The following is a 12,148-nucleotide window of genomic DNA, read 5'->3' on the forward strand; positions in this document are numbered from 1 at the left end:
AAAGCTCCGGGACTAATGGGGGTCACTGCCGTTCGAGCATCGCGAGCTCGGTCATGAATATGTCGAGGTTTGCGTCGGTTGGGCCGGCAAGTGGACGCTCGCTGTCAACGTTGATCCAATCGGCATCGGCGATGATGGTTACCCTTCCGCTGCCGATCCTGCAGCGGGCGATGAGGCCGGCGGCGGACAGCGCACAGGATGACGAATTGGTCGATAGCCGGCCGGGCGACACAGCGATCAGGCCGCTTCGCCCGACGGGAATGCGCACTGGCCCGCGTTCAGGCGCGACTTGCAATGCTAGGCCCCAATGATTGAGCAACCCGGTATCGGCGAATCCGGGTGGCGGGCGCAGCAGGTCGCCGAGTGGCCGGCTGCTTGGCCATTCGAGCAGCGGATCGGCGAGCAGCAGCAGGCGCCCGCCTTCGCGGACCCAGCGGTCAAGATCGACCAGTGCCTCGGCCGGTTGCGCCCGAGGGTGCGCCATCAGCAGCAAGGCCTTGCCCAACAGGCTGGCGCGGTCGGTTACCGCGATCGGGGTCACGGTGTAACGCCGATCGAGCCGGTCGAGAACGGCCGAACCGCCGGCCTCAAGTCCGAAGCTGTCGCCGAACATCAGCGGCAGGCTGGTCAGTAGCGCCAGTTCGGGCCCCTCCGCCCTCGCCTTGACGAGCGGGGGCTGACGCAGCGCCAGGATCGCGACGGATAGCGCAGCGGCCAAGGCCAGCAGTACCCCGATCCAGCGAGGATTCACGGCTGTTCGGAGGTGGCTGCTGGAGGCGGCGCTAGCGGGAGCGGCGCCGCCTGATTGGAAGATGCCGCCTGGTTGGAGGATGTCGCCCCGGGCGCGGCGCCGATGTCGGCCAGCGGCTCGTTGGGCTCTTCCTCCGCCACCAGTTCATTTTCGGGCGCCGGCGGCAGCGCGTCTTCACTCGATCGGCTGATCGCAGTGCCCAGCAGCACCAGGAGGAATACCACCGCAAGCCCCGTGAGTCCGATCCGGATGCGCTGAATCCGTTCTTCCTTGTCGCCAGGGCTCATGGCTGGCAAGCTACGCGGCACGGCAATTCATTGCAATGAAGCTGGCTTTACCTGTTTGTCAGGGCCTGCGAAGGAACGGTCATGATTCGCCACCTATCTCTGCTCGTCATCGCAACCGCGGCCCTTGCCGCTTGCGACACCCAACCCGAAACGATCGTCGCCGGCGAACGGCCCGATCCAATGGCCGACCAGCTAGCCAACGCCGCGCCGGTCGAACTGCCGCCGGCAATCGCCGCGTCGAGAACCTATCGCTGCAAGGACAATAGCCTCGTCCGCATCGACTGGCTCGCCCAGAACATGGGTGCCTATGTCCATGGCGAAAACCAGGCACAGACTCACCTGAAGCCAGCAGAAGCGGTCGAAGGCCAGCCGGCCAGCGGTGACCTTACCGCCGAAGGGGGCTTCGTCCTCAAGGGCGATTCCACCGCGTCGACCATCACCGTCACGCTGCCAGGCAAGGCCGCCCAGAGCTGCAAGGCCTGACATTGAATCTGCGGCGGGTGTCGAGGCGCCCGCCGCTCACCCTTGCGAACGCGCGCCGCCCCGCTGTTGCGCCTGCGCCGCGTCGACTGGCCTAGCCCTTTGCCCGCATCGCGGCTAATGGGCCGCGCATGAGCGTTATCGAGGCCCCCCGCATCACCCCCGAGATCGTCGCCGACCATGGGCTGAGCCCGGAAGAATATACCCGCGTCCTGCAAGCGCTCGGGCGCGAGCCGAACCTCGTCGAACTGGGAATATTCTCCGTCATGTGGTCGGAACATTGCAGCTATAAAAGCTCGCGGTTCCACCTCAAGAAATTGCCCACCGAAGCACCGTGGGTGATCTGCGGCCCCGGCGAGAATGCCGGCGTGATCGACATCGGTGACGGACAGGCGGCGATCTTCAAGATGGAGAGCCACAACCACCCGAGCTATATCGAGCCATACCAGGGCGCGGCGACCGGGGTCGGCGGTATCCTGCGCGACGTGTTCACCATGGGCGCGCGGCCGATCGCCAATTTGAATGCCCTGCGCTTCGGCCGGCCCGACCATCCCAAGATGCGCCACCTCATTTCGGGCGTGGTCAGCGGTATCGGCGGCTATGGCAATTGCGTCGGCGTCCCCACGGTCGGCGGAGAGGTCAATTTCGACCCCGCCTATGACGGAAATATCCTGGTCAACGCGATGACCGTCGGGATCGCCCAGACCGACAAGATTTTCTATTCGGCGGCGACCGGCCTCGGCAATCCGATCGTCTACGTCGGGTCGAAGACGGGCCGCGACGGCATCCATGGCGCGACCATGGCATCTGCCGACTTTGCCGAGGGTGACGAGGACAAGCGCCCGACGGTTCAGGTTGGCGACCCTTTCACCGAAAAATTGCTGATCGAGGCCTGCCTCGAACTGATGGCGACCGACGCGATCGTCGCGATCCAGGACATGGGCGCTGCGGGCCTCACCAGTTCCTCTGTCGAGATGGCGTCCAAGGGCGGCGCCGGAATCCGGCTCGACATGAACAAGGTGCCGTGCCGCGAGGAGGGCATGACGCCCTATGAGATGATGCTGTCGGAATCGCAGGAACGGATGCTGATGGTGCTCAAGCCCGGCCGCGAGGCCGAGGCGGAGAAGATCTTCCGCAAATGGGAGCTGGATTTCGCGGTGATCGGCGAAGTGACCGACACCGGACATATGGTCCTCGACTGGAATGGCGAGACGGTATGCGACATTCCGCTCGGCCCGCTGGCCGACGATGCGCCCTGCTATGAGCGGCCGCACATGAGCCTCGACGAGTATAAGGTGTGGGCTAAGGTCAAGCCGCTCGACGAGGTGCCCGAAAGCACCGACATCGCCGCGGACCTCTTGAAGCTGATGGCCTCTCCCAACCTCGCCTCGCGGCGCTGGATCTGGGAGCAATATGACAGCCAGGTCGGCGCCGACACGGTGCAGCGTCCGGGAGGCGATGCCGCGGTGGTCCGGGTCCATGGCACCAACAAGGCCCTGGCGATGACCACCGATTGCACGCCGCGCTACGTTTTTGCCGACCCCTATGAAGGCGGAAAGCAGGCGGTGGCCGAGGCCTACCGCAACCTGTGCGCGGTCGGTGCAAAGCCGTTGGCGATCACCAATTGCCTCAATTTCGGCAACCCGCAGCGACCCGAGATCATGGCCCAGATCGTCGAGGCGCTTCGCGGCATGGGCGACGCCTGCCGCGCACTCGATTTCCCGATCGTGAGCGGCAATGTCTCACTCTACAATGAAAGCAAGGCGACCGGCGGCGGTTCGGCAATCCTGCCGACGCCGGCCATCGGCGGAGTCGGACTGCTGGACGATTGGCGCCAAAGCGCGACGGTCGGGTTCAAGCGCGAGGGGGAAATCATTCTCGTCATCGGCGCGCCTGATGGTGGAGGCCAGCTTGGCCAATCCTTATGGTTGAGCGTCATTCATGGCCTCAAGGCGGGCCAGCCGCCGATCGTCGATCTTGAGATCGAGCGCAGCCACGGAGAATTTGTCCGGAGGCTGGTGGAGCAAGGCGCGGTCACCGCCGTCCATGACATTTCCGACGGCGGAATGGCCGTCGCGCTCGCGGAGATGGCGCTTGCCGGTTCTCTTGGCGCGCGGATCGACGCCGACCTTGGCGGTTGCGGCGCCGTCGCAATGGCGTTTGGCGAAGACCAGGGCCGCTATGTTGTCACCACCAGCGATCCCCAGAGAGTGATCGACGCGGCCGGCGCCGCGGAGGTGTTCGTTGCCAGCATCGGGACAGTTGGGGGATCGGCGCTCGAAGGACAAGGATTCCGGGTGGAGGTCGGCGACCTCCGTGCCGCGCACGAGGGTTTTTTCCCGAAACTGATGGGCGCCGACGCGGCGCTGGCATAGATGTCCGCGGGCTATTCGGAAACGCCGCTGGCGAAGAAGCTGAACCTGCGCGATGGGCAGCGGGTGTGGTTTTCGGGAATGCCCGAAAGCATCGCCGACGAGATCGCCGAATATGCGCTCGAACTGACGTTCGTTGGCAACCCGGCCGAAGGCATCGACGCGACGCATCTGTTCGTCACCGAGCGGGCGGACCTGGAGGCGAAACTACCGGCGCTGCGCCACCAGATCGAAAGCAATGGACAGATTTGGGTGAGCTGGCCGAAGAAGGCCGCGAACATGCCCACCGACATGACCGAGGACGTGATTCGCGAGGTCGCACTGCCGCTCGGCCTGGTCGACACCAAGGTGTGCGCAATCGATGACGTCTGGTCCGCACTCAAGCTAGTCATTCGCAAGGAATTGCGATGAAGAGCGTCCCGTCCATCCCCTATACCCAGCTGCCCGACCTTACGGACGAGCAAAGGATCGAGCGGGCGCGCAGCTTTCGCGACGATATGGCCACCCGTCGCTCGTGCCGGATGTTCGCCGATACGCCGGTCCCGCGCAAAGTGATCGAACAGGCGATCCTCGCTGCCGGTACCGCGCCGTCGGGCGCCAATCACCAGCCGTGGCACTTCGCGGTGGTTTCCTCAGCCGAACTCAAGCGGCGAATCCGCGAGGAAGCCGAAAAGGAGGAAGCGGCTTTCTATTCCGGCAAGGCCGGGCAGGAATGGCTTGAAGCATTGGCCCCGCTCGGCACCGATCCCGACAAGGGGTTCTTGGAAACTGCGCCCTGGCTGATCGTCGTCTTCGGCCAGCGCCGCGGCGGGATCGAGCCGGGCGACGCCAAGCAGAATTATTATGTCATCGAAAGCGTTGGTATCGCCTGCGGCCTTTTGCTAGCCGCGCTGCACAAGGCGGGACTGGCATCACTGACCCATACTCCCTCGCCGATGGGTTTCCTTCGGGACATCTGCAATCGGCCCGCCGATGAAAAGCCGGTGATGATCGTCGTTGCAGGCCTTCCGGCGGAAAATGCTGAAGTCCCGGAATATGCAACGCGCAAGAAACCGCTCGATCAGATCAGCAGCTGGCTGTGACCGGAATTGCACCGGGCGCCCAAGCGCCTGCTTTTACAGTTGCGAATGGTTCTCATTATCTAGTATAGTCAGCGCCATGATCGTTTGCTCCTGCAATGTGATTCGCGCCAACGATATCCGCGCTGCCGTTCGGCGGGGCTGTGCGGATTCTGACTCATGTTATCGTGCGATGGGCTGCGAATTCCAGTGTGGCGGCTGCCGCGATATGGCCGACGAGATCGTCGACGAGATGCTGGCCCGACCGCGCGATGAGGCCGCTCAAGCCGCATAGCGAATGCAACTGACTCGCATTCGCTAATTTTTCCTACTTTTCTGCCGATTTTGACCTTTCCTTAGCAGGGCGACAGGCGTAATCCTGTGGCCGCAAGCCAAGGAGATCCGGTCATGAAGGGCAACCCGAAGGTCATCGCGCTGCTCAACGAAGCGCTCAAGGCCGAGCTTACCGCGATCAACCAATATTGGCTCCACTACCGCATGCTCGACAATTGGGGTGTCGCCCGGCTTGCCGAATATGAGCGGCATGAATCGATCGACGAGATGAAACACGCCGACCAGTTCGCCGAGCGTATTCTTTTCCTCGATGGCCTGCCCAATTTCCAGGCGCTCGGATCCTTGCGCATCGGCGAGAATGTCGAGGAAATCCTAAAAGCCGATCTCGCCGCCGAACTGGAAGCGGTGGAGATGTATCGCGCCGCGGTTGCGACCTGCGAGGAACTGCGCGACTATGGAAGTCGCGACCTGTTCGCCGACGTCCTCAAGAAAGAGGAGGAACATGTCGACTTCCTCGAAACCCAGTTCGACATGATTTCCCGCATGGGACTGCAGAATTACATCCAGCTCCAGTCCAAGCCCGCCGAGGAATAACCGCTTCATCACCGCTTGGCGATCGCACAGCAAAGCGCCTATCACCATTGCGAACCAGGGGGTGGGGTAATGACTGACGCGACTTCGCCTGCAGGACAGCGCTTCGTTACGCTCGATGTCGTGCGCGGCGCAGCGGTGATGGGCATCTTGGTCCTAAATATCGTGGCCTTCGCCATGCCGTTTCCGGCCTATTCCAATCCGGCGGCCTATGGCGGCGACACCGGCATTAACCTGGCCGCATGGGCGGCCAACTTCGTCCTTTTCGACGGCAAGATGCGTACGCTCTTTTCGATGCTGTTCGGGGCCTCGACGCTGCTGGTGATCGAACGGGCGAGGGCATCGGACCGAGGCGGCGCGTCCGCCCATTACACGCGGATGATCGTCCTTCTGGCGGTCGGCTGCCTCCACTTCTGGTTCCTGTGGTTCGGCGACATCCTTGCCCTTTATGCGATGTGCGGGATGATCATCTACGTCTTCCGCAAACAGTCGCCGCGGGCGCTGATCGGCTGGGCGGTGGTCCTGATCGGCCTGTCCGTCATCTTCTACGGGCTGGTCAGCTGGGTCGCATCTATGGCTGGATCCCCCGGTCTGTCCCCCGAGGCAGCGGCCGGAGCGATTGAAGCGCGTCGCGCGCTAGAGCTGGAGGTTGGAGCCAACAGCGGCAAGATCGCCAGCGAGCTTGCAATCTATCGGAGCGGCTATGCCGAGATCGTCGATTATCGCTTGGGCAAGATGACCTGGATGCCCTTCACCTCCTTATTTGGCTATGGTCTGGAAACCGTCGCTCTGATGCTGATCGGCATGGCCATGTACAAGTCCGGCTTCGTCACCGGCGATTGGCCGCGGGCCAGCTACCGCCGCTGGGCGATCTGGGGTCTTGCCCTCGGCCTCCCGCCGCTGGTGCTCCTCGCTTCGAGGATTGTCACCACCGATTTCGACACGCCGCTGCTGTTCGCAAGCCTTGTTGCCATTTCCGCGCCCTTCGACATTCCGGTAGCGATTGCCATCGCCGCGCTATTAATCCTGTGGATCGGCAGCGGCGCCGCTCCCGCGCTACGTGACCGTGTCGCGGCGGCGGGCCGCATGGCCTTTACCAACTATCTCGCTACATCGCTGGTGATGACCAGCCTCTTTTACGGATATGGGCTCGGCCTGTTCGGCCTGGTCGAGCGCGCGGCCCTCTGGCTTCCGGTGATCAGCATGTGGGCTCTGATGCTGGCCTGGTCCAAGCCCTGGCTCGACCGTTTCCACTATGGACCGCTCGAATGGCTGTGGCGCAGCCTGTCGCGCGGCTCGCTGCAGCCGATGCGGAAGGCCGGGCGAGAGCCCGTACCGGTCTAGATCCGGCCAAATCCCTGGTTGGCGACCTTGCGGCCGAACCCGCCGGGCGCCGCTCGGCTCTGCAGCGGGTTGGTCGCTTTGTCGAACAGCTCGATCGTCCGGCTCCACAAGCGGCGAAGCTCAACCACGTCGGGGACGAGCTCGTCGGGGAAGCGATGGGTTTCGATGCAGAAACGGGCGACCGTCTCGATCTTCTCCGCGACCTCGGCCAGCGGCTCCGCGCCGAACTGGCGCGACTCGCCCTTGAGCGTGTGGGCGGGGATCACCAGCGCGACCGTGTCCTGCTCGTGCATCGCCTGTTCGATCGCCATGACGCTCTTGGCGCCGTCTTCCCGGAAATAGGACAGGATGCGGATGAAGCCGGGGCCCAGTTCAGCCCGGCTTTTCTCAAAATGTACCCAGTCAACGATGTCCAAACCGTCGTCCACCCGACCTATCTCCTTGCGCGCCTGTCGAGGCCAAGCGCAGTTCCACACGCCCTGTCTAGGCCGGAAAGGGTAAAGGACCGGTTATTTCGTCTTGTCGTCGAACGGATTTCGCGGTGCCCGCATGGTCATTCGCAGCGGCACCGGCCCAAGTTTAAGTTCGCGCCGGATCGAATTCAGCAAATAACGTTCATAGCTGCCCGGAAGCTGGTCGACCCGCGTTCCGAATACCACGAAGCTGGGAGGCCGGGTCTTTACCTGGGTAATATAGCGCAGCTTGATCCGCTTGCCGCCCGGCGCGGGCGGTGGATTGGCCTCGATCGCCCGTGCGAACCAGCGGTTGAGTTCGCCCGTCGGGATTCGCCTCGACCAGGCCTCGCGAACCTCGAGGGCGGCGCCGATCAGCTGGTCAATCCCCTTGCCCGTCTTCGCCGACACGGTCAGCACGGGAACGCCCTTGAGTTGGCTCAGCCCTTCTTCGAGCGCTGCCTTGACGCCGTTGAACAGCGACGACGCATGTTCAGCGACATCCCATTTGTTGAGCGCGATGACCAAGGTCCGCCCTTCCTCGATCACCTGGTCGGCAATGCGCAGGTCCTGCGCCTCCAGGCCGCGGGTCGCGTCGAGCAGCAGGACAACGACCTCGGCATGATCGATCGCCCGGCGCGTATCGGCCGCGCTCAGCTTTTCCAGCTTGTCCTCGACCTTGGCGCGCTTGCGCAGGCCCGCGGTATCGACCAGCCGCACCGGGTGGCGGGTGCCGTCCTTCGCCTGCCATTCCCAGTCGAGGCTGATACTGTCGCGGGTAATCCCGGCCTCGGGGCCGGTGATCATCCGTTCTTCGCCGAGCATCTTGTTGACCAGCGTCGACTTGCCGGCATTAGGTCGTCCGACGATCGCCATTTTCAGCGGACCGTTTTCGGCTTCCTCGTCCTCCTCAATCTCGTCTTCGTCACGCTCGACATGCGGACGGATCGCCTCGAACAGGTCAACCAGGCCCTCGCCATGTTCGGCCGACAAGGCGAACGGCTCGCCAAACCCCAGCGCGAAGGCTTCCAGCCGGCCGGACTCCCCAGAGCGGCCCTCGGCCTTGTTGGCGGCGACGACGACTGGGGTCGATTCGCTGCGGAGCCAGCGGGCAATTTCCTCGTCCAGGGGGGTCAGCCCTTCCCGGGCATCAATCAGGAACAGGGCGATATCCGCCTCGCGCACGGCGGCCTCGGTCTGGGCGCGCATCCGCCCCGGCAGCGATTGGGCGTCCTGGTCTTCGAAACCGGCGGTGTCCATTACCCGGAATTCAAGCCCGAGCAGGCGCCCCTCGCCTTCGCGGCGATCGCGGGTCACGCCCGGGCGATCGTCGACCAAGGCGACGCGCTTCCCGACCAGTCGATTAAATAGCGTGGACTTGCCGACGTTGGGACGGCCGACGATGGCGACGGTGGGTAGGGGCATGCCTGCCCCCTGCCCGCCCACCGCAATGGCGTCAACCTTAGCGGTAGGCGATCAGCCGCCCGCCGTCGGTCAGAATGTACAGCGTGTTGTTGGCCACGACGGGTTGGAAGCTGATCCCGTCCTTTACGTCGACCTGGCTTTGGAAGCTTCCGTCGATCGGATTGACGTTGACCAGCGCGCCGTTTGAGCCGGCAAGGATCAGCCGGTCACCCGCCAGAACCGGCCCTACATAGTTGATCGGCCCGGTCTTGCGCTTTTCATTGGTGAAACGCGGAAGCTGGTTGATCCACTTGATCTTGCCGGTAGCGCGCGACACGGCGATCAGCTGGCCGCGATCGTTGACCGCGAACAGCCATTCGCCCGCGACCCAGGGGGTGGCGATACCGCCGAAGTTCAATTCCCAGATGCGCTGACCGGAGAAAAGGTCGAGCGCGACCATCCGTCCGCCCTGTCCCACCGCATAGACCACACCGCCGTCGATCACCGGATCGGCATCGATATCGCTCAGCGAGGCGACGCTTGTCGAGATCGAGGTGCGCGCTAGCGCGTCCTGCCACACCTGGCGCCCGTTTTCGTACCGATAGGCATTGAGTTCGCCGCTCGAGAAGCCGGCGACGACCGTGCCCTGGCCCACCGAAGGAGCGGCCGAGCCGAACACGCCAGCGATTTCCAAAGCGGCGGCGTTCGACCAGTTGGTCGTGCCGTCGGCAGCCTTCAGCGAGTAAAGCTGGTTGTCCTGGCTGACGACATAGACGGCATCGCCCGACACCGACGGTTCGCCGCGCAGGGGGCCGCCCGGTTTCACCGTCCAAATCGCATTGCCGCTGTTGGCATCGAGCGCAGCGACATAGCCAAGGCCATTGGTCGCATAGACGCGGCCACCATCGTAAGCGACGCCGCCACCATAAAGCGAGGCGGCGTTTTCGCCGACTTCGCCGAAGCGCGCCGACCAAAGCTGGCCGCCGTTTTGCGTGCTGAAGGCGCGGACCGTCCCGGTCGTGTCGACCGTGAAAACCTTGTTATCGGCCACTACCGGGCCGCCGCCAAGGCGACCATCCTTGTCGCTGCCCTTGCCGATCGACGAAGTCCAGGCGACGGCCAGGGAATTACCGAGCGTCACATGACCGACGGACTTGCGGGCATTGCCGCCCGACTGCGCCCAGCTGTCATTGGTCGTCGCGGCCGGCAAGGCCATCGGCATCCCGGCGGTATTGGCGTCGATCTCAATGTCCGCCTCGTTGACCAGCACCGCGACCCGCTCACCCACTACCGGCGTTCCCGGCTTCTTCTTGAACAGGCCAAGTCCGCCGCCGCACGCCGAAAGCATGGTGGCCGAAGCAAGGAGGATGGAAAATCGGAAAGCGTGACGCATGGAACGTTCCTACTGTGCGGTGGGCAGCGACGCGCTGGCGTCGACGCCGAGCGAACCCGCCACCTGGACGGCGCGGGTTCGGATGGATTCGGGTACCTGCTGGTCGGCGGCGATTCGAGCGAACAGCTGGCCGGCTCCGGAGCGGTCGCCCTTGGCCAGCATCGCCATGCCGGTCAGTTCGCCGGCGCTGCCGAAGAAAGGCTTGCCCGGCTCGACAAGCGGTGCGAGGCGGGAAATCACCTCGTCGGGCTTCAATTGATCATAATCGGTCATGGTCCCGCGCAGCAGCGCCATGTCGCGGTAGGGCTGCGGCAGGTCCGTGTCGGCTGCAACCTCGGCATAGATGCGGCTGGCAGCCTGCCGGTCGTTTTGTTGAAGCGCGAGCGCGGCGCGAGTGAGCTTGCTGGTGGCCCGGATCAAATCATTGCCGGACGCCGCCAGCGGCTCAAGGTCCTTTGCCGCGCCGGCCGCATCGCCGGCACCGACCTTGTCGAGCGCCGCGGACATCGTCTCGCCGTCTGCGATCGCCTGTTCGCGCTGGCGGTTCTGCCAGTAGAGATAGCCGCCGACCACCGCGAGGAAGACCACCACGGCGGCGACGATCCACTTGCCATAGGCCTTGGCCGCATCGCGCATCTGGTCGCGGCGAAGATTTTCGTCAACCTCGCGAACGAAGGATTCCGAAGTGTCAGGAGTCAGGGCCAAGTGGGTCCTCAAAAGTCACGGTGGGAACAACCAAGACGCTTCCTTCCCCACCCCGGATGAATGGAAGCTGGCGGCGCATCGTCTAGCGCGTGAGCCGCGAAAGGCAAAGACCCATGTGCGCCTCCGCCTAGCTCTTGGGCCGGTAGGTTTGATCGGGGGTCGGGAACGATCGGTCGAGCACTTGTTCGCGATAAGCCGCCGCAGCGGCGCCGATTTCATTGGCAAGGTCAGCATAGCGTTTCACGAACCGGGGCGTTCGCTCGAACAGGCCCAGCATATCCTCGGTCACCAGAACCTGGCCATCGCAGCGGGACGATGCGCCAATCCCGATGGTCGGCACCGGGATCGCGGCGGTCACCGCGTCAGCGATCGCCTCCATCACCCCTTCCACGACGAGGCAAAAGGCCCCGGCATCCGCCACCGCGCGGGCATCGCCAACGATCTTGGCGGCCTCCGCCTCGCTCTTGCCGCGCGCGCCGTAGCCGCCTAGCACATTGACCGCCTGAGGTGTCAGGCCGACATGGCCGATCACCGGAATTCCGCGCTTCGTCAGGAAGTCGACGGTCGGGGCCATCGCCTCGCCGCCTTCCAGCTTTACCGCCGCGCAGCCGCTCTCCTTCAAGATCCGCGATGCACTGGCGAAAGCCTGTTCGGGCGAGCCTTCATAACTGCCAAACGGCATGTCGACGGCGACCAGCGCATGCCAGGACCCGCGCACCACCGCGGCGCCATGGGCGCACATCATGTCCATCGTCACCGGAACCGTCGAAGGCAGGCCGTAGATCACTTGACCAAGGCTGTCGCCAACCAGCAGCATTTCGCAATGCGGATCGAGGAGCTGCGCCATCCGCATCGTATAGGCGGTCAGCATCACCACCGGCTGGGCCGTGACCCCGTCCTGCTTGCGACCGCGGATCGCCGGGACGGTCATCCTCTTGCCGGGGACGGGGGTTGGCGTCGCCCGGCTGGTCGCGCTGTCGATCGTAAAGGTAGACATGACGCCCTCCTAGGCGGTCC

14 protein-coding genes are annotated in these 12,148 nt (G+C 64.1%); 7 read left to right on the forward strand and 7 right to left on the reverse strand.

Going from position 1 to position 12,148, the window contains the following annotated elements; genetic code table 11:
* Positions 1 to 22: 22 nt before the first annotated feature.
* Positions 23 to 751 carry a hypothetical protein gene (locus tag FMM02_RS03820; RefSeq protein WP_147493620.1) on the reverse strand — a complete coding sequence of 243 codons (729 nt, stop codon included), beginning with the start codon at positions 749 to 751 and terminating at the stop codon, positions 23 to 25.
* On the reverse strand, positions 748 to 1,038 hold the full coding sequence (locus FMM02_RS11185) for a hypothetical protein (RefSeq protein ID WP_187107841.1): 291 nt from the start codon (positions 1,036 to 1,038) through the stop codon (positions 748 to 750). The genes FMM02_RS03820 and FMM02_RS11185 overlap by 4 nt, the downstream gene beginning before the upstream one ends.
* A gap of 81 nt (positions 1,039 to 1,119) precedes the next feature.
* Here FMM02_RS11185 and FMM02_RS03830 point away from each other — a divergent pair, with 81 nt between their 5' ends.
* The 7 genes from FMM02_RS03830 (at position 1,120) to FMM02_RS03860 (ending at position 7,177) form a co-directional block, all read left to right on the forward strand.
* Complete coding sequence (locus tag FMM02_RS03830; RefSeq protein ID WP_147493621.1) at positions 1,120 to 1,521, forward strand: hypothetical protein; 402 nt, start codon at positions 1,120 to 1,122, stop codon at positions 1,519 to 1,521.
* Between the two features lie 128 nt (positions 1,522 to 1,649).
* The gene (gene purL, locus FMM02_RS03835) at positions 1,650 to 3,893 is read left to right on the forward strand and encodes a phosphoribosylformylglycinamidine synthase subunit PurL (protein ID WP_147493622.1); all 2,244 of its coding nucleotides are present in this window, start codon (positions 1,650 to 1,652) and stop codon (positions 3,891 to 3,893) included.
* Positions 3,894 to 4,301, forward strand: a complete 408-nt coding sequence (locus FMM02_RS03840) for a DUF3052 family protein (protein WP_147493623.1) — start codon at positions 3,894 to 3,896, stop codon at positions 4,299 to 4,301.
* Positions 4,298 to 4,972, forward strand: coding sequence for a nitroreductase family protein (locus FMM02_RS03845; RefSeq protein ID WP_147493624.1), 675 nt, complete (start codon positions 4,298 to 4,300; stop codon positions 4,970 to 4,972). Before FMM02_RS03840 ends, FMM02_RS03845 begins: the two co-directional genes overlap by 4 nt.
* A 76-nt stretch (positions 4,973 to 5,048) precedes the next feature.
* Entirely contained in the window at positions 5,049 to 5,243 is a 195-nt protein-coding gene (locus FMM02_RS03850) for a (2Fe-2S)-binding protein (protein WP_147493625.1), read from the forward strand.
* A gap of 113 nt (positions 5,244 to 5,356) precedes the next feature.
* Positions 5,357 to 5,836, forward strand: a complete 480-nt coding sequence (gene bfr, locus FMM02_RS03855) for a bacterioferritin (RefSeq protein WP_147493626.1) — start codon at positions 5,357 to 5,359, stop codon at positions 5,834 to 5,836.
* Positions 5,837 to 5,905: 69 nt separating this feature from the next.
* Entirely contained in the window at positions 5,906 to 7,177 is a 1,272-nt protein-coding gene (locus FMM02_RS03860) for a DUF418 domain-containing protein (RefSeq protein WP_147493627.1), read from the forward strand.
* Here the strand turns inward: FMM02_RS03860 and FMM02_RS03865 are convergent.
* The 5 genes from FMM02_RS03865 to panB form a co-directional block, all read right to left on the reverse strand.
* Positions 7,174 to 7,605, reverse strand: a complete 432-nt coding sequence (locus FMM02_RS03865) for an Hpt domain-containing protein (RefSeq protein WP_246104816.1) — start codon at positions 7,603 to 7,605, stop codon at positions 7,174 to 7,176. The two genes, FMM02_RS03860 and FMM02_RS03865, sit on opposite strands and share 4 nt — an antisense overlap.
* 81 nt (positions 7,606 to 7,686) lie before the next feature.
* Positions 7,687 to 9,054: a ribosome biogenesis GTPase Der gene (gene der, locus FMM02_RS03870; RefSeq protein WP_147493628.1), complete on the reverse strand. Its 1,368-nt coding sequence runs from the start codon at positions 9,052 to 9,054 to the stop codon at positions 7,687 to 7,689.
* Between the two features lie 37 nt (positions 9,055 to 9,091).
* Positions 9,092 to 10,426, reverse strand: coding sequence for an outer membrane protein assembly factor BamB family protein (locus FMM02_RS03875; protein WP_147493629.1), 1,335 nt, complete (start codon positions 10,424 to 10,426; stop codon positions 9,092 to 9,094).
* A 9-nt stretch (positions 10,427 to 10,435) separates the two neighbouring features.
* Positions 10,436 to 11,131, reverse strand: a complete 696-nt coding sequence (locus tag FMM02_RS03880; RefSeq protein ID WP_147493630.1) for a tetratricopeptide repeat protein — start codon at positions 11,129 to 11,131, stop codon at positions 10,436 to 10,438.
* A gap of 127 nt (positions 11,132 to 11,258) precedes the next feature.
* Entirely contained in the window at positions 11,259 to 12,128 is an 870-nt protein-coding gene (gene panB, locus FMM02_RS03885; RefSeq protein WP_147493631.1) for a 3-methyl-2-oxobutanoate hydroxymethyltransferase, read from the reverse strand.
* Positions 12,129 to 12,148 lie beyond the last annotated feature (20 nt).

The organism is Sphingomonas xanthus, assembly GCF_007998985.1.
Classification (GTDB): Bacteria; Pseudomonadota; Alphaproteobacteria; order Sphingomonadales; family Sphingomonadaceae; genus Sphingomicrobium; species Sphingomicrobium xanthum.

Excerpts from the sequence above, each read along its gene's own strand:
- FMM02_RS03845 (WP_147493624.1), top strand. The coding sequence starts at position 4,298 with ATGAAGAGCGTCCCGTCCATCCCCTATACCCAGCTGCCCGACCTTACG.
- bfr (WP_147493626.1), top strand. The coding sequence starts at position 5,357 with ATGAAGGGCAACCCGAAGGTCATCGCGCTGCTCAACGAAGCGCTCAAG.
- purL (WP_147493622.1), top strand. The coding sequence starts at position 1,650 with ATGAGCGTTATCGAGGCCCCCCGCATCACCCCCGAGATCGTCGCCGAC.
- FMM02_RS11185 (WP_187107841.1), bottom strand. The coding sequence starts at position 1,038 with ATGAGCCCTGGCGACAAGGAAGAACGGATTCAGCGCATCCGGATCGGA.
- FMM02_RS03875 (WP_147493629.1), bottom strand. The coding sequence starts at position 10,426 with ATGCGTCACGCTTTCCGATTTTCCATCCTCCTTGCTTCGGCCACCATG.
- der (WP_147493628.1), bottom strand. The coding sequence starts at position 9,054 with ATGCCCCTACCCACCGTCGCCATCGTCGGCCGTCCCAACGTCGGCAAG.
- panB (WP_147493631.1), bottom strand. The coding sequence starts at position 12,128 with ATGTCTACCTTTACGATCGACAGCGCGACCAGCCGGGCGACGCCAACC.
- FMM02_RS03860 (WP_147493627.1), top strand. The coding sequence starts at position 5,906 with ATGACTGACGCGACTTCGCCTGCAGGACAGCGCTTCGTTACGCTCGAT.
- FMM02_RS03830 (WP_147493621.1), top strand. The coding sequence starts at position 1,120 with ATGATTCGCCACCTATCTCTGCTCGTCATCGCAACCGCGGCCCTTGCC.
- FMM02_RS03840 (WP_147493623.1), top strand. The coding sequence starts at position 3,894 with ATGTCCGCGGGCTATTCGGAAACGCCGCTGGCGAAGAAGCTGAACCTG.
- FMM02_RS03850 (WP_147493625.1), top strand. The coding sequence starts at position 5,049 with ATGATCGTTTGCTCCTGCAATGTGATTCGCGCCAACGATATCCGCGCT.